Here is a 14,314-nt window from a genome sequence, read left to right on the forward strand (position 1 = left end):
CAACTCCATACCGCGTGCTTGATGGGAGCTATTGCTGCGGCTGAATGCCCTTCAGCGCCGGGTTCTTCAGGTCGATCCGGCCTGTCTGGTCGGGCAGGAATTTAGGGCCGATGACGCGGACCCTGCTGTTGTTCGGGTCATAGTCGCGTTCCGGAACCGGTTGTTCCGGCGGCTTTGCGGCCTGCTGCAGTTCGGTGGGTTTTTTGGAGGTGTCACCTTGCGGTGATGGAATGGTCGTGATGCTTGAATAGGGTTTCTCAGCTTCCGGCCGCGCAGCCTCCTGCTGCTTCATCTCCTCGTGATAGGCGGCCATGTTGCAGGCGCAGCCTGGGGCTTTGGTTGAGGCATTTCGATAGGCAAAGGCGGTCGGCAGGTCCTTATAGGGCTTTCCTGTTTCAGCCGAGACCATGTCAGCCGTTTCCTGCTCCGTCATGGAGTGGAAATAAAGCTCCGTCTGCGTACCCGGACACATTTTCTGGCATTGTTCGGCCTGCGCACGGAAATCGAGCGGCGAGGCATTGGAAGCGATGGGGAAGAACGAGCCGTCGCAGGTGCGCACGCACAGCGTCCTGAGCCCGCCTTCAGCAGCGGCATTGGGGTAGGGCGAAAGCCCTGCCTGTCCCGGCGGATTGCTCTGTTCGCCGAAGGCGTCGGGGTAACGTGTCACATCGGGTGCCGTCGGCTGGCGCGCTTCCGTTTCCGGAATGGCGCTGCAGCCATTGGCGTCGAGTGCGGCGAGAATGCGCTGGCGTCTGATGTCGCTATCATCGCTGCCCTGGGCCGCCATGGCATAGTCGCGGTCACGGATGATGGCATCGCGTTCGCTCTGCGCATCCGCCATCGCGTCGCTGATCTCTGCGCAGAGTTCGGCATTCGGGCTGCCATAAACGGTGACGCTTGCGGATGAACAGCCGTAACGGCGCAGATCGTTCCTGATCCTGCGGATCTCGATGTTCTGGCGGGTGAGCGCATTGGCGTAACGCCGTACCTCGGCGGTGTTGCCGATGACACGCGGCGGTTCGCGCAGCTGCGCATAAAGCGTATCGCAGACCTGATCCGCGAAAGCAGCGGCCGGGGCGATGAAAACAAGGGGAAGCAGGAGGCCGATAATGCTGCGGCGCCGGGTCAATGGTGCGATCCGTTCGATGTCCCCGGCCGGTGGCGAGGGTGTTATGCTTCGGGAAATCCGTGTTTCAGGAAGATAACATAAGCTGTTGCCGCAATGCGGCAACAGCATGTTCAAAACTGCGTTAATACGCCTTCATCACACCGAAGGGTGCGATGCCTGCACGACGGCAAAGGCCGCCATGTTGACAACGCCGCGCGAGGTGACGCTGGGCGACAGGATATGGGCGGGAAGAGCCGTGCCAAGCAGGATGGGGCCGACATGCAGGCCCTCCGTCAGCGTGCGGGTGACGCCGAGCGTGATGTTTGCGGCATCGAGGTTCGGGAAGACCAGCAGGTTCGCTTCGCCGGTAAGCACGCTGTTGGGCATGGCGCGCTTGCGCAGCGCTTCCGAAAGTGCCGAGCCGCCCTGCATTTCGCCGTCCACTTCCAGTTCGGGTGCCGCTGCCTGCACGATCTTCAGGGCGCGGCGCATCTTGCGGGCGCTTTCCGAATCGCGCGACCCGAAATTGGAGTGGCTGGCGAGCGCGATCTTCGGCGTGATGCCGAAGCGGCGGATTTCCTTTGCCGCGAGAATGGCCATTTCGGCCACTTCTTCGGAGGTCGGATCGTTGTTGACGAAGGTGTCGGTGAGGAACAGCGCGCCCTGCTGGGTGATGAGCAGGCTGAGGCCTGCGAAAGAGCGAACGCTTTCCTGCTTGCCGATGATCTGGTTCACGTCGCGCAGGTGCCGGTCGTAACGGCCTTCCAGACCGCAGATCAGCGCATCCGCCTCACCACGCTTCACCGACAGCGCGCCGATGACCGTGGAGTTGGTGCGCACGATGGTGCGGGCCGCCTCCGGGTTGATGCCAGCGCGGCCGACCAGTGCGAAATAATCATCGACGTAGTCGCGGTAACGCGGATCGTCTTCGGGATTGACCACCGCAAAATCGGTATTCGGGCGGATACGCAGGCCGAAGCGCTTCAGGCGCGTTTCGATGATCTGCGGGCGACCGATGAGGATCGGGATGCCGGTGCCTTCTTCCAGAAGCACCTGTGCGGCGCGCAGCACGCGCTCGTCTTCGCCTTCAGCAAAGATGATGCGCTTCTTTTCGGCAACCTTGGCGGCGTTGAAGACCGGTTTCATGATGAAGCCGGAACGCCAGACGAAGCGGTTGAGCTGGTCGAGATAGGCTTCGAAATCGCTGATTGGCCGGGCGGCGACGCCGCTTGCGGCGGCAGCACGGGCAACGGCCGGCGCGATGCGCAGGATGAGGCGCGGATCGAAAGGCGAGGGAATGAGGTAGTTCGGGCCGAAGATCGGCGTTTCGCCGCTATAGGCCTTGGCGGCGACTTCCGAGACTTCTTCGCGGGCAAGCTCGGCAATGGCCTGCACGGCGGCCATCTTCATTTCCTCGTTGATCGTGGTTGCGCCGCAATCCAGCGCGCCGCGGAAGATATAGGGGAAGCACAGCACGTTGTTGACCTGGTTCGGGAAATCCGAACGGCCGGTGCAGATCATCGCATCCGGGCGGGCAGCACGGGCCACTTCCGGCATGATTTCCGGATTGGGGTTGGCAAGTGCCAGGATCAGCGGATTTTCCGCCATGCGCTCCAGAAGTTCCGGCTTCAGCACGCCTGCCGCCGAAAGACCGAGGAAGACATCGGCGCCGTCGATCGAGTCGGCCAGAACCCGCTTGTCGGTCTTTTGCGCGTAAACTTCCTTCCACTCGTCCATCAGCGAGTTGCGGCCGTCATAAACGAGGCCCTCGATATCGTGGACCCAGATGTTTTCTTTCTTTGCGCCCATGGCGACAAGCAGATTGAGGCAGGCAAGGGCTGCCGCACCGGCGCCGGAGGCAACGATCTTGACGCTCGAAAGCGATTTTCCAGCCAGTTCCAGCGCGTTGGTGACGGCGGCGGCGACGATGATCGCCGTGCCGTGCTGATCGTCGTGGAAGACCGGGATGTTCATCTTCTCGCGCAGCTGGCGCTCCACCTCGAAACATTCGGGCGCCTTGATGTCTTCAAGGTTGATGCCGCCGAAGGTGGGTTCCAGCGCTGCGATGGTGGAGACCATGTCGTTGATGCCGGGCGCATCGATCTCGATATCGAAAACGTCGATGCCGGCGAATTTCTTGAAGAGGACGGCCTTGCCCTCCATAACAGGCTTGGACGCAAGCGGGCCGATATTTCCAAGGCCAAGCACTGCCGTACCGTTGGAAATCACTGCAACGAGATTGGCGCGGGCGGTATATTCCGCTGCCATTTCCGGATTTTCATGGATGGCGAGGCAGGGGGCGGCGACACCCGGCGAGTAGGCAAGCGCCAGATCGCGCTGGTTGCCAAGGGGCTTGGTGGCCTGGATTTCCAGCTTGCCGGGGCGCGGGTAGCGGTGGAAAAAGAGCGCCTGTTCCTCGATGTCGGCCTTTGCCGTGTTGGCGGGCGTGTTGTTCTTATCGTGAGAGGTCATGTCTTCCACCGTCATGTCTGGTTCAATTCCGGCCCTCTGAATACAACAAACTTTCCCGTGGTACAGCCGTTATTTGCCGCCCGCTTATGCAAATGCGGGCATGGCTTATTCGCGTTTTCGTGATGCCATCAGTCATATTCCATACAAAAACCGGCCATTGTCATGTTGCTGCAACACGAGTCTGGTTCTGAGAGGGAAGAAAGCCGCAGGGACGCAACCGAACAAGGGGATTAAATCCGTGGCCGGTCAAATTGAAACCAGACAGTTCAGAACGCTTTTCATTTCGGATGTCCATCTCGGTTCCAAGGCGGCCAAGACGGATTTTTTGCTCGACTTCCTGAAACATCACGAGGCCGATACGATCATCCTGGTCGGTGACATCATCGACGGCTGGCGCCTGCGCCGCAGCTGGTACTGGCCGCAGGGCTGCAACGACGTGGTGCAGAAGTTGTTGCGCAAGGCCCGCAAGGGAACACGTATCGTTTACATTCCCGGCAACCACGATGAATTCCTGCGCGAGTTTCCGGGCATGCATTTCGGCGGTATCGAAGTGGCCGAGCGCATGATCCACGAGGCTGCAGACGGCAAGAAATATCTCATCATCCATGGCGACGAGTTCGACGTGGTGGTGCGCAATGCCCGCCTTCTCGCCTATCTCGGTGACTGGGCCTACGACGCGGCGATTGCGATCAACATCGTCCTTGCTGCGGTGCGCCGCCGCATCGGCCTGCCTTACTGGTCGTTCTCGGCCTGGGCGAAATTGCAGGTCAAACACGCCGTCAACTTCATTGGCGAGTTCCAGCGCGTAGTGGCCGACGAGGCGCGCCGCAACAATGTGGATGGTGTGATCTGTGGCCATATCCACCACGCCGTGATGGAAGACATGGACGGCATCCGCTACATCAACACCGGCGACTGGGTGGAAAGCTGCACGGCGATTGCGGAAAATGCCGATGGCACTTTCGAGCTGATCACCTGGATGCAGACATCCGATGTCCCTTCGCAGACATCGGACGAGATGGAGCCGGTGGATATTCCAGGTTTGATTGGCAAGCACGCGGCCTGATTGGGGTTGGTTCAGCAGGCAGGGCGATCCCTAAGCGCGGGATGGTTCAGCTCTCTGTCGTCATCCTTGGGCTTGTCCCAAGGATTTGCAACCGATTGATTTCGCGCGACGTGGATAGATCCTCGGGACAAGCCCGAGGATGACGTCGAGTGTGAGGCAAGGTTGGTCATACAGTTTACGTGATACTGCAAAGATTATTGCGATGTTCGGCGTAGTGCTTTCACACGAAACCCGAACGACGGCTCTTATCCCCACAACTCCGGCTGCGGCGGATAAACCAGCGACCCCTCGTAAACGAGGCCCGGCTGCCGGTCCTGCCTGAGAATCAGCGGGCCGTCGAGATCGGAGAAGGCGGCTCCCTGGGCGGCCAGAACGGCGGGGGCCATGCCGAGCGAGGTGCCGAGCATGCAGCCGACCATGATGATGAAGCCTAGCCGCTCCGCCTCTGCCTTCATGACAAGTGCTTCCGTGAGACCGCCGGTCTTGTCCAGCTTGATGTTGATCGCATCGTAACGGTCGCGCAGGTCTGCGAGGTCCTTGGTGGAATGCACGCTTTCATCGGCGCAGATGGGGACCGGGTGGTCGATGCGGGCCAGGATGGCGTCCTTGCCGGCGGGAAGCGGCTGTTCGATGAGTGCGATGTTCAGTTCCGCTGCGAGTTTCAGATAATATTCGATATTATCGTCGTTCCAGCCCTCATTGGCGTCGATGATGATGCGCGCGTCAGGTGCTGCGGTGCGCACGGCCCGCAGGCGCGCCTCGTCATCCGCCGTTCCTGTCTTGATCTTCAGCAGCGGGCGGCCAGCGTTTTCCGCCGTTTTAGCCGCCATGGTCTCGGGATCGGCAAGCGAGATGGTATAGGCGGTAACGAGCGGTTTTGCCGCGTGTCCGAGACTATGTTCGGCAGCACTTTTGCCACTCATCTTGGCTTCGAGGTCCCATAGTGCGCAATCCACTGCATTGCGGGCGGCGCCGGGTTTCATCACCTGCTGCAATTCATGCCGTGTCAGGCCGCCGGCAATCTGCTCAGCCATTGCTTCGATATCGGCGATAACGCCTTCGATGCTTTCGCCATAACGCGGGTAGGGCACACATTCACCTCTGCCGGTAAAGGAACCATCGCGGATGGTGCACGTTACGACATCCGCATGTGTGCGAGTGCCGCGTGAAATAGTGAAGCTGCCAGCAACGGCGAAACGTTCTGTTGTGGCTTGAAGGTAACGGGGCATGTTTTTTCACTTCCTGACAGGCGTTAAAAGACACATGACGCCAAATTTATCGCGAATTGTCGGCTGTCACTGTGGCTTGCCGAAGGCCAAACCGTTATGAAACCTTTAAGAATCTCGTGACGGCTGCACTCGCTCGGAGCATTATGCAAGAACAGGATATACGGCAACAGGCGAACCCGGCCGCAATCACCGAAGACGACGCCGTCTCCGGCGGCGGCCAGCGGTATGCCTTGAGCGGTTCCTGGCGTAACAGCAATCTTTCAGGCATTTTTGCACGCCTCGAAAACATCGAGAAAAGCGGCCCTGCCGGTCCGGTGGAGATCGATCTTTCCTCGGTGGAGGCAATCGACACGACCGGCGCCTGGGTCATCCGGCGATTGCGCGAAGATATGGAAGCGAAGGGCGTTACCGTCACGCTTACCGGAAACGAGCGAATCGAGGATCTGATCGGCCAATTGCCGGATAAAGCGGCGATGGAGGGCGAGCCTGCCGCCAAGGTGGGACTTGCCGAACGCTTCTTCTCGCCGATCGGCCAGGCTGTCGTCCAGAATGGTGCGGATTTCCTCGCGGGCATGTATATTCTGGGTTCTGCCGTGCGCGGCGCGCAGATGAAGCTCGGGCGCGGCCGTGGCGTCTCGCCGGCGGCCATCGTCAACCAGATCGACCATATGGGCGTGCGCGCCGTGCCGATCATCATGCTGATGTCGTTTTTGATCGGCGCCATCATCGCCCAGCAGGGCGCCTTCCAGCTGCGTTACTTCGGCGCGGAAGTTTTCGTCGTCGATCTCGTCGGCATCCTGCAATTGCGTGAAATCGGCGTGCTTCTCACCGCAATCATGATCGCCGGTCGCTCCGGCAGTGCGATCACGGCGGAAATCGGCTCGATGAAGATGCGCGAGGAAATCGACGCGCTGAAGGTGATCGGTCTCAACCCTGTCGGCGTGCTGGTGTTTCCGCGTCTCGTGGCGCTGACAATCGCACTGCCGCTTCTGACCATCCTTGCCAATTTCGCCGCACTTTTCGGCGCCGCCATCGTCACGCTTCTCTATTCCGGCATCACCTTCGAAGTGTTTCTGTCGCGTCTGCATGGCGCGGTCGAGGAATCGACCATCGCCGCCGGCATGATCAAGGCGCCGTTCATGGCGCTTATCATCGGCATCGTTGCGGCGGTTGAGGGTATGAAGGTCGGCGGTTCGGCGGAATCGCTCGGCAAACACGTCACGTCGTCGGTGGTCAAATCGATCTTCGTCGTCATTCTGGTGGATGGCCTTTTTGCCATCTTCTACGCAGCCATCGATTTTTAAGGAGGGCGCGTTGGAAACTTTGGACCAGAAGCCGCAAGAGACAAAAACTGCAAAGGACGGCCGTGAGACGGTTCTTTCCGTCGAGGGTGTGACTGTCGGTTTCAACGGCAGGAACGTGCTTGAGAATCTCGATCTGGATGTCTATCGCGGTGAAATCCTTGGCTTCATCGGCCCATCCGGCGCGGGTAAATCCGTCCTGATGCGTGCGATCTTGAGGCTTCTGCCACGCCAGGCGGGTGCAATCCGCATTCTTGGCACCGATTACGACAAGGCCAGCGAAGACGACCGCATGATGCTCGACCAGCGGCTCGGCGTGCTGTTCCAGCAGGGGGCGCTGTTTTCCGGCCTGACGGTGAAGGAAAACATCCAGCTGCCGATGCGGGAATATCTGGACCTGCCGAAAAAGCTGATGGACGAGCTTGCCTATCTCAAGATCGAGATGGTGGGCTTGAAGCCCGATGCGGGCGACAAATACCCGTCGGAGCTTTCCGGCGGCATGATCAAGCGTGCGGCGCTTGCGCGCGCGCTGTCGCTCGATCCCGACCTTGTCTTCCTCGATGAGCCGACATCCGGCCTCGATCCCATCGGGGCGGCGGAATTTGATATGCTGATCGCGCGCTTGCGCGATTCGCTCGGTTTGACCGTGTATATGGTGACGCACGACCTCGACAGCCTGTTCTCCGTCTGCGACCGCATTGCGGTGCTAGGGCAGAAGAAGGTGCTGGTGGAAGGGACATTGCAGGACATGTTCGCCTGTGACGACCCCTGGGTGCAGTCCTATTTCCGTGGCAAACGGGCGCGCTCTGTCGTTCTTCCGGACGACAGACACGAAAATCCGGTGGAGTAACAAGAAGCATGGAAACCAAGGCGAACTACACCATAGTCGGAATTTTCACGCTGATCGTGATCGCCGCCGCATTCGGCTTCGTTTACTGGATGGCGGAATTCGGCCGAGGTGGACCGACGGCCCAGCTCGTGGTGCGTATTCCCGGCTCGGCAAACGGCCTTTCCGTCGGCTCTCCGGTACGCTTCAACGGTATTCCTGTCGGCACGGTGCGCGGTCTTGCGATCGACCGTGACGATCCGGCCTATTCCATCGCCTTTACCGAAGTGCAGGCGGACGCGCCGGTTTTCCCGTCCACCCGCGCCGTGCTTGAAATTCAGGGCCTGACGGGCGCTGCCTATATCGAGCTCTCCGGCGGCAACAAGGATGGTGAGCGCATTCTGCAGAAATCCGTCGAAAGCGGCGTTCCCGCCGAGCTGACGGCCGATCTTTCCAGCGTCACCAACCTTCTTGCCACCGCCGACAAGATCCTGAAACGCGCCGATGGCGCCATCGGCGAATTGCAGGGTTTCGTGCAGGATGCCCGTGGGCCGCTGACGCAGACGGTGCGTAACGCCGAGAAATTCTCCGATGCGCTGGCCGCCAATTCCGATGGTATCAAGAGTTTCATCGCCAGCCTCAGTTCGCTTTCCACCACCGTTCAATCGGTCTCGGTGCGCCTGGACGGCACGCTGACCGCTGTCGAAGATCTGGTGAAGGCGGTGGATGCCGGCAAGATCGATTCCATCCTGTCTAATGTCGACAAGGTGACGAAGGACGTCGCTTCCGCTTCGAGCGATATTCAGGGCATCATGGAAACGGTGCAGAGCACGGCGCGCAACTTCGAGGCGGCGAGCACGGAAGTGCAGACAGTGGTGAAGCGCGCGGATGAGCTTTTGGCGTCAGTCGATCCCGCAAAGGTCAGCACTGTGGTGGGTGATGTTTCCGCAGCGACTGCCGATGCGCGTGATGCCGTGGCGAACTTCAAGCGAATTGCCGACGATGTCGGTGCGCGCCGGGCCGATATCGACCAGGCGGTCTCCGATTTCACCGACATGGGCCGCAAGCTTAACCTTGCCTCAAGCCGTGTCGATGGCATTCTTGCCAAGGTGGACGGCATGCTTGGAACCGACGATGCCAATTCGCTGTTTGCAAAGGCGCGCGAGACTTTGACCTCGTTCAAGGCCGTAGCCGACAATCTCAATGCCCGAATCGGGCCGATTGCAGACAATCTAACGCGCTTCTCCAGTTCGGGCCTGAAGGATTTCCAGGCGCTTATCGGCAGCACGCGGCAGACGGTCGACAATCTCAACAATGCGATCACCAATATCGACCGCGATCCGCAGCGGTTGATTTTCGGCGGCGAAACCGTGAAACAATATGACGGCAGAACAAGGCGCTAAAAGGGGTATGGGCCAATGACACGATTGATGAACGGCCATAAGCGCCGTGCCCTGCTTCTGGCTCCGCTGCTTGCGGTTGCGATGGCGGGCTGTGCGGGAACCCCATCGAACGATACGTTCGACCTTTCCGTCTCTTCGGCGACCGTGACGCAGGGGCCGTCGCTCAAAGGCCGGCAATTGCTGATCGCCGATCCGACGGCGCTGAAAGCGCTTGATAGCGAAAACATCGTGGTGCGTCTTTCCGGCTCGGAAGTGCAATATCTCGGCAATTCGCAATGGAGCGACCGCCTGCCGCGCATGGTGCAATCCAAGCTGGTGCAAGCATTCGAGGATACCGGCAAGCTCGGTGGCGTCGGCCGGCCGGGGCAGGGGCTGGCGATCGATTACCAGGTGGTCAGCGATATTCGCACCTTCGAAATCGATACGGCAAAAAACACCGCCGATATCGAGATTTCGGTGAAGCTCTTGAACGATCGCAACGGCACGGTAAAGGCGCAGGAAGTATTCCGCGCCAGCGCACGCGTCAGCGGTTCCGGAAATGCCAATTTCGTCAAAACGCTAGACCAGGCCTTCGCCGCCGCCACCCGCGAAATCGTGGCCTGGACGCTGAAGTCGCTCTAAGTCTGACGACGGTCATTTCCGCTACAAGAGATTGCTCTATGTTGCGGGTGAGGCCTGTTGGTGACGGCCTTGCATTCAATGTTTCCGATCCGCGGGTCCGTCATGCGATTTCTGGTGTTGCTTTGCCTTTCCCTTGTTTCCGCCATGTGCGGAACGGGCACCGTTCTGGCAGCCGGTCTTCGGTTGATCGAGATTCCCTCGGCAGGCGGCAAGCCTTCCATGAGGGCGGCGGTGTGGTCGCCCTGCGCGGCGACTCCGGTGGAGACCCGCATTGGCCCCTTCGCTCTGCAAGCGGTGCGTGATTGCCCTGTTGTCGATGGGCAATATCCGCTCGTCATCATCTCCCACGGTTTCGGCGGTACGTATTTCAGCCATCGGGATACCGCGGCGGCGCTGGCGGATGCCGGTTTCATCGTCGCGGCGATCAATCATCCCGGCGATAACGCCATTGACATGAAGCGGGCAGGCGATCTTTCCGCGCTGACCGAACGACCGGCCGATATCGTCCGTCTGCTCGACCATATGCTGGCGAACTGGAACGATGCCCGTTTTATCGATGCCGGAAGGATCGGGGTGTTCGGATTTTCGCGCGGCGGTTATACGGCGCTGGTACTTGCCGGCGGCGTTCCGGATTTTCCAAATACCGGATTGCCGTGCCCTGATGGGCAGGCGGCAGTGTGTGCTCAGATGCTGGAAAGGTCTGCTTCGCCTGAGGACCGGGTCTACGATGCGCGAGTGAAGGCTGTGGTTGTTGCAGACCCCCTCAACGCCTTTCCAGGGCGGGCCGATCTGCGAGATATCAAAATCCCCGTTCAGCTCTGGAGTTCAGAGCGCGGCGGCGACGGTGTGGCGCCGGAGGATATTTTAGGGCTGCGCGACGACCTGCCGGCAAAACCGGACTATCAGACGGTGAAAGGGGCAGGGCATTTTTCGTTCATAACACCTTGCCCCGCCGAGATGGAAAAAGCCCTGGCCGAGATATGCGGCGATATTCCGGGGTTTGACCGGGCGGAGTTTCATCGTCGACTGAACAGCGAAGTCATCCGCTTTTTCACGGCTTCGCTACGCTGACGCACACGCCGGTGCCGCCGCCGATCAGACGGCGTCCTGCGACTGCCATTCCGGCAGCGGGAAAAGCCGGTCGTAGCCCCAGTTGAAGACGAAGGCATAGACTACGTAGAACAGCGCAAACGAGATATCCATCACCAGCGCCTGGGCAAGGCTGATGCTGAGATACCAGGCGATGAAGGGCATCAGCACGATCAGCAGACCCAGTTCGAACAGCAGGGCATGGGCGACGCGGATAGCGGGCGTCTTCAGCGTCGTGCCTTTCAGGCGCTGCATGGCATGGTCGAAGCCGAGATTGTAAAGATAGTTCCAGGCGGTGGCGAGCGTGGCGCTGACCAGACCGACAATGCCGATATCTTCCATGGGCATGTGAAATACGAATGCACCCAGCGGCACGACCAGCAGAAGGCCGATGATTTCGAAGCTGAGAGCGTGGCGGATACGATCGGGCAGGGAACGCAATTTATTCTCCGGTATGTGACCGGGCCGTCCCGCATGCTGTCGCCATAATGGCCGAGGTCGTCCTCTCGCAAAGCCATATAGCGGTTTCGGGCAAAATTTCAAGCCTTGGGTCATGGTTGGGTTTGGGAGCGCTCTTCTCAGCGGGAGCGGGATGAGGTGGCGAGGCCGGAGCTATGCGGCAAGACTTTGCCCTCATCCGACTATTCGTGTCACCATTTCACCGGCGTGGAGACGAAGCACGCGGCGGCACCTTATCTTTTCAATTGTCCTCCGTTTCGCCGCTGCGGAACAAGACCGGTGTTTTTTCGTTATCGCTCATGGAAGGAGGCGTGCCATGCAGCATAATTCTCCAGATGGACGAACGATAAAGGCCGCCAACGCGGCACAGGCCACGACTTACAAGCCTAGCCTCATTTCCCTGAAGGGAAGTTATGTGGCGATGATATTCCGCAGGCCGCTTTGCCAAAATCCGCTGGATTTGCGGAAAAAATAAAGCGGCACGCCTCACCCATTGCCACCGATGACGACTGCCGCAATGACAGAGAGCTTTAGATGTCTCTAAAGTGTGATTTTCAATCCGGACCGTCTCCCCTTAGATTGGGAGATCGCCACGAAAGCGAAGGGAGAATGACATGAAATCAGTTCTCATTATCGCCGCTGTACTTGGTTTTTCCGCCAGTGCAGCGTTGGCGGAGTGCGCAGGTCATGAAAAGATCAACGCTTCCGTTCCTGCTGTCGACCGTGAATTCAAAACTGCAAGCATCGTTCCGCCGACGGATCCGGTGGACAAGCCCATCGTCATACTGAAAAAGACCGATCGCCTTCCGGCGGCAACGGTTGCGACGACTGGCGAACCCGAAGCCGCAATGCAACGCATGCAATAAGACAAGACAATGATCGTTTCATTCTGAAAATCCCGTGTGTGAGGTAATCCGCACGGGGTTTGCTTTTTGCCATCTAGCTGTCGAGTTTCAGCGACAATTGCTTCGGGCCTTCATTCTTTTTCAGCACGTAGAGTGGCCGGGCGATGATGACTTCCGTTCGCCGCTGCAATTCCCGTCGTCTCTCGAGCGCGCGCTCGCGCATATCGCGGGAGCGAGCGACCACGGACAGGGCATTTTCTATGGTTGCGTCTGCTGCGTTCATCGCTGACCTCCATAATGTTCACTTTATGTTCTCATTATCGGTCGCTTATGTCAACACTGTGGCAGCGATACTTAAAGGGCAGCTGAAATGCCCTGGAGATGGTCTGTGACGGGGACGCTACCGGATGCATGGAGGGGGCAGGGCTTTGCCTGGAGCGTTTTCTCCCCTCGCGCTTGCGACGGAGCATCGAAGGCCCGTGCGGGCGCGACGGGGGATACTCCGGCCTGCTCAATCAATTTTCGGGATGCTTTGGCAATCATGCCGGGTGCTGATCAGCTCCGGCGGGCGGGAGGCTGTCAGGACAGGGGGCGTTGATCGGGTACGGTGAGGCCTGGAAGCAGGTCACTCAGATGTTCACTGGCGAGCGCGACGATGGCAAGCGCGGCCTGCTGGCGGTTCCAGCCAGCGTCTTCCGCTTTTTCGATCAGCCCTTGAATGGAGGGCTCCAGCGCGAACTGGCACTCGGCCTGATAGTCCATGGTATCGATAGAAAGCGATGGAGAATTAATTGCGGCCCGCATCGTTTGGTCTCCCTGTTTTCCGCCATGCACGTCGTTAAGCGACGCGCAAATCGGAAACATGCACATTCAGAGGCCTATGATATCGGGCAGGCCCGTATATCAATGGCAGCGAATCCCCCAGCAGGCGGGACGTTAACGGCAAGTCTCGATGGCTGTCAACGAACGTCCGGTAGCGACGGCGCCGTCTTACCTATTTCAGAGCCTTCCGTTCCGGAAAGGTTTTCGTCTCCAGACCAGCAATGCCATGACATAAAGCGCAAAAAGCACGAACCATGTGACGGGCAGCACCATGAAAAGCGCCGCATAGGCACAACTTCCCTCGAAACAGGAACCGAGAAATCCGGACCCGGCAAGCGTACCCGACAATAGAAACGCACATACGCCGCTTCCGACTGCGCCGAGGGCGAAAAGCAATATGTTGACGATCAATCTCATCACGCCAATCATAGGCATGATTAAGACCGCTTTGCGGAGCGGGTGGCACAGCCGCGCTGATATTTCGTCGTTTCAGTAGCTGTGTTGCAAAACCGGCGTTGCCGGAGCGGCTGGTTTTTTTGAAGGCCGCTTGTTGGTGCAGGCCCCGCCATGATCGGGCAGGGCCGTTATTGCCGGATTCTTACTCGGTGATGGTATACTCGCCGAGTTCGCACAGGTTCTGCGTATCCTCGAGGTCTTCCAGCTCATCGCCCTGGAATTCGAAACGCATGTCGTATTTGCACACGCGGCGGCCATCGGCGATGGTGATCTCCATCGTTTCGCCCGGACCAAGCGCCTTCTTTCCGAACACGTCGTCTTCCCAGTCATCGACGCCGACCGGCGAGGTGTAGAAGGCATTGAGAACGGAGTTCGTTCCGTTCTTCAGCGAAAAGACGAGGTCGTCCGCCTGCGCTGCACCCGCAACCGTCAACGTAGCCCCGAAAAATACCGCCGTTACCCATTTTGATGTCATGATATCCCCCTTTTGCGCCATCGTTCTGGCTGGGCAATGCATACAACCAAACCAGTGGCTTGCAATGCAAACTGCGGGTTTTGGTTAAATTGCGAAGGGTTCGTTATGGGTAACTTTTCGAGATATCCAGTCTATTTTAAAT

15 protein-coding genes are annotated in these 14,314 nt (G+C 59.1%); 7 read left to right on the forward strand and 8 right to left on the reverse strand.

The features are described 5' to 3' along the window. Positions 1-28: 28 nt before the first annotated feature. Positions 29-1,129 carry a DUF2865 domain-containing protein gene (locus GH784_RS25995; protein ID WP_065658610.1) on the reverse strand — a complete coding sequence of 367 codons (1,101 nt, stop codon included), beginning with the start codon at positions 1,127-1,129 and terminating at the stop codon, positions 29-31. Positions 1,130-1,264: 135 nt separating this feature from the next. Next, a complete protein-coding gene (locus tag GH784_RS26000; protein ID WP_003515491.1) occupies positions 1,265-3,580 on the reverse strand; it encodes an NADP-dependent malic enzyme in 2,316 nt (771 codons plus the stop codon). Positions 3,581-3,809: 229 nt separating this feature from the next. Here GH784_RS26000 and GH784_RS26005 point away from each other — a divergent pair, with 229 nt between their 5' ends. Beyond that, positions 3,810-4,646 carry a UDP-2,3-diacylglucosamine diphosphatase gene (locus tag GH784_RS26005; RefSeq protein ID WP_025593573.1) on the forward strand — a complete coding sequence of 279 codons (837 nt, stop codon included), beginning with the start codon at positions 3,810-3,812 and terminating at the stop codon, positions 4,644-4,646. Positions 4,647-4,891: 245 nt separating this feature from the next. On the opposite strand, the gene dgcA is transcribed toward GH784_RS26005, so the two are convergent. Continuing rightward, positions 4,892-5,875 carry an N-acetyl-D-Glu racemase DgcA gene (dgcA, locus tag GH784_RS26010; protein WP_013636238.1) on the reverse strand — a complete coding sequence of 328 codons (984 nt, stop codon included), beginning with the start codon at positions 5,873-5,875 and terminating at the stop codon, positions 4,892-4,894. A gap of 143 nt (positions 5,876-6,018) precedes the next feature. Between dgcA and GH784_RS26015 the strand changes: the two genes are divergently transcribed. The 5 genes from GH784_RS26015 to GH784_RS26035 all read left to right on the forward strand — a co-directional run bounded on the left by GH784_RS26015 (position 6,019) and on the right by GH784_RS26035 (position 11,097). Next, positions 6,019-7,179 carry an ABC transporter permease gene (locus tag GH784_RS26015; RefSeq protein WP_003515483.1) on the forward strand — a complete coding sequence of 387 codons (1,161 nt, stop codon included), beginning with the start codon at positions 6,019-6,021 and terminating at the stop codon, positions 7,177-7,179. 10 nt (positions 7,180-7,189) lie between these two features. Then, entirely contained in the window at positions 7,190-8,026 is an 837-nt protein-coding gene (locus GH784_RS26020) for an ABC transporter ATP-binding protein (RefSeq protein ID WP_003515481.1), read from the forward strand. A gap of 8 nt (positions 8,027-8,034) precedes the next feature. Continuing rightward, complete coding sequence (locus GH784_RS26025; protein WP_003515479.1) at positions 8,035-9,405, forward strand: MCE family protein; 1,371 nt, start codon at positions 8,035-8,037, stop codon at positions 9,403-9,405. Between the two features lie 15 nt (positions 9,406-9,420). Next, on the forward strand, positions 9,421-10,026 hold the full coding sequence (locus GH784_RS26030) for an ABC-type transport auxiliary lipoprotein family protein (protein ID WP_065702472.1): 606 nt from the start codon (positions 9,421-9,423) through the stop codon (positions 10,024-10,026). Between the two features lie 102 nt (positions 10,027-10,128). Next, complete coding sequence (locus tag GH784_RS26035) at positions 10,129-11,097, forward strand: alpha/beta hydrolase family protein (protein WP_065702547.1); 969 nt, start codon at positions 10,129-10,131, stop codon at positions 11,095-11,097. 24 nt (positions 11,098-11,121) lie between these two features. Here GH784_RS26035 and GH784_RS26040 read toward each other — a convergent pair whose 3' ends face one another. Further along, positions 11,122-11,556 (reverse strand): PACE efflux transporter, encoded by a 435-nt coding sequence (locus tag GH784_RS26040; RefSeq protein WP_013636234.1) that lies wholly within the window; start codon positions 11,554-11,556, stop codon positions 11,122-11,124. A 632-nt stretch (positions 11,557-12,188) separates the two neighbouring features. Between GH784_RS26040 and GH784_RS26045 the strand changes: the two genes are divergently transcribed. Next, entirely contained in the window at positions 12,189-12,440 is a 252-nt protein-coding gene (locus GH784_RS26045; RefSeq protein WP_003515471.1) for a hypothetical protein, read from the forward strand. A 73-nt stretch (positions 12,441-12,513) separates the two neighbouring features. On the opposite strand, the gene GH784_RS26050 is transcribed toward GH784_RS26045, so the two are convergent. From GH784_RS26050 to GH784_RS26065, 4 genes are all read right to left on the reverse strand, one after another. After that, entirely contained in the window at positions 12,514-12,702 is a 189-nt protein-coding gene (locus GH784_RS26050) for a hypothetical protein (protein WP_003515469.1), read from the reverse strand. A gap of 296 nt (positions 12,703-12,998) precedes the next feature. Continuing rightward, positions 12,999-13,223: a hypothetical protein gene (locus tag GH784_RS26055; protein WP_003515467.1), complete on the reverse strand. Its 225-nt coding sequence runs from the start codon at positions 13,221-13,223 to the stop codon at positions 12,999-13,001. Positions 13,224-13,418: 195 nt separating this feature from the next. Further along, positions 13,419-13,670, reverse strand: a complete 252-nt coding sequence (locus GH784_RS26060) for a hypothetical protein (protein ID WP_153793971.1) — start codon at positions 13,668-13,670, stop codon at positions 13,419-13,421. A gap of 169 nt (positions 13,671-13,839) precedes the next feature. Continuing rightward, positions 13,840-14,172, reverse strand: a complete 333-nt coding sequence (locus GH784_RS26065; RefSeq protein ID WP_003515455.1) for a hypothetical protein — start codon at positions 14,170-14,172, stop codon at positions 13,840-13,842. Between the last annotated feature and the right edge of the window lie 142 nt (positions 14,173-14,314).

It is taken from the genome of Agrobacterium tumefaciens (assembly GCF_009649785.1).
Classification (GTDB): domain Bacteria; phylum Pseudomonadota; class Alphaproteobacteria; order Rhizobiales; family Rhizobiaceae; genus Agrobacterium; species Agrobacterium tumefaciens.

What these genes read in the sequence shown, in the direction of transcription:
- GH784_RS26000 (WP_003515491.1), bottom strand. Translation starts at nt 3,580, where the DNA reads ATGACCTCTCACGATAAGAACAACACGCCCGCCAACACGGCAAAGGCC.
- dgcA (WP_013636238.1), bottom strand. Translation starts at nt 5,875, where the DNA reads ATGCCCCGTTACCTTCAAGCCACAACAGAACGTTTCGCCGTTGCTGGC.
- GH784_RS26015 (WP_003515483.1), top strand. Translation starts at nt 6,019, where the DNA reads ATGCAAGAACAGGATATACGGCAACAGGCGAACCCGGCCGCAATCACC.
- GH784_RS26025 (WP_003515479.1), top strand. Translation starts at nt 8,035, where the DNA reads ATGGAAACCAAGGCGAACTACACCATAGTCGGAATTTTCACGCTGATC.
- GH784_RS26030 (WP_065702472.1), top strand. Translation starts at nt 9,421, where the DNA reads ATGACACGATTGATGAACGGCCATAAGCGCCGTGCCCTGCTTCTGGCT.
- GH784_RS26035 (WP_065702547.1), top strand. Translation starts at nt 10,129, where the DNA reads ATGCGATTTCTGGTGTTGCTTTGCCTTTCCCTTGTTTCCGCCATGTGC.
- GH784_RS26045 (WP_003515471.1), top strand. Translation starts at nt 12,189, where the DNA reads ATGAAATCAGTTCTCATTATCGCCGCTGTACTTGGTTTTTCCGCCAGT.
- GH784_RS26050 (WP_003515469.1), bottom strand. Translation starts at nt 12,702, where the DNA reads ATGAACGCAGCAGACGCAACCATAGAAAATGCCCTGTCCGTGGTCGCT.
- GH784_RS26055 (WP_003515467.1), bottom strand. Translation starts at nt 13,223, where the DNA reads ATGCGGGCCGCAATTAATTCTCCATCGCTTTCTATCGATACCATGGAC.
- GH784_RS26060 (WP_153793971.1), bottom strand. Translation starts at nt 13,670, where the DNA reads ATGATTGGCGTGATGAGATTGATCGTCAACATATTGCTTTTCGCCCTC.
- GH784_RS26065 (WP_003515455.1), bottom strand. Translation starts at nt 14,172, where the DNA reads ATGACATCAAAATGGGTAACGGCGGTATTTTTCGGGGCTACGTTGACG.